Below are 1,035 nucleotides of genomic sequence, written 5' to 3' on the forward strand. Positions count from 1 at the left end.
GAGTACATGTACGCGACCGACCAGAACCACAAGCGCTGGTGGCAGCAAAAGCTCGAATCGATTCGCAGCAAGCCGAATTTCACCAAGGAAAAGAAGCTCCACATCCTCGACCGCCTGACCGCCGCCGAAGGCCTGGAGCGCTTCCTTCACACCAAATACGTCGGCCAGAAACGTTTTTCGCTGGAAGGCGGCGAAAGCTTCATCGCCTGTATGGATGAACTGATCCAGCAAGGCGGTATCAAGGGTGTGCAGGAAATCGTGATCGGCATGGCCCACCGCGGCCGCCTGAACGTGCTGGTCAACTCTCTGGGTAAAGTGCCGGCCGACCTGTTCGCCGAGTTCGACCATACCGCCCCCGAAGACCTGCCCAGCGGTGACGTCAAATACCACCAGGGTTTCAGCTCCGACGTGACCACCCCTGGCGGCCCGGTTCACCTGACGTTGGCTTTCAACCCCTCGCATCTGGAAATCGTCAACCCGGTGGTTGAAGGCTCGGTGCGCGCCCGCATGGACCGCCGCGCCGACCCCAAGGGCCTGCAGGTGCTGCCCGTGCTGGTGCACGGTGACGCCGCCTTCGCAGGGCAGGGCGTTGTGATGGAAACGCTGGCGCTGGCCGAAACCCGCGGTTATTTCACGGGCGGCACGGTGCACATCGTGATCAACAACCAGATCGGTTTCACCACCAGCGACCCGCGCGRCAGCCGCTCGACGCTGTATTGCTCCGACGTCGTCAAGATGATTGAAGCGCCGGTACTTCACGTCAACGGCGACGACCCCGAAGCCGTCGTGCTGGCCACCCAGCTGGCTCTCGAGTTCCGCATGGAATTCCAGAAGGATGTTGTGGTCGATATCATCTGCTTCCGCAAACTGGGTCACAACGAGCAGGACACGCCTGCGCTGACCCAGCCGCTGATGTATAAAAAAATTGCACAGCACCCCGGCACCCGCCGCCTCTACGCCGACAAATTGACGGCGCAGGGCATGGGCGACACCCTGGGCGACGACATGGTCAAGGCCACGCGCGCTGCGCTGGAC

The 1,035-nt window shown here is 61.8% G+C and carries 1 protein-coding gene; it reads left to right on the plus strand.

Going from position 1 to position 1,035, the window contains the following annotated elements; genetic code table 11:
• Nucleotides 1-1,035, plus strand: a 1,035-nt coding sequence (locus AC1D0Z_RS22650) for a thiamine pyrophosphate-dependent enzyme (RefSeq protein WP_477660385.1), incomplete at both ends; no start/stop codon positions are given.

It is taken from the genome of Polaromonas sp. P1_E3 (assembly GCF_056405935.1).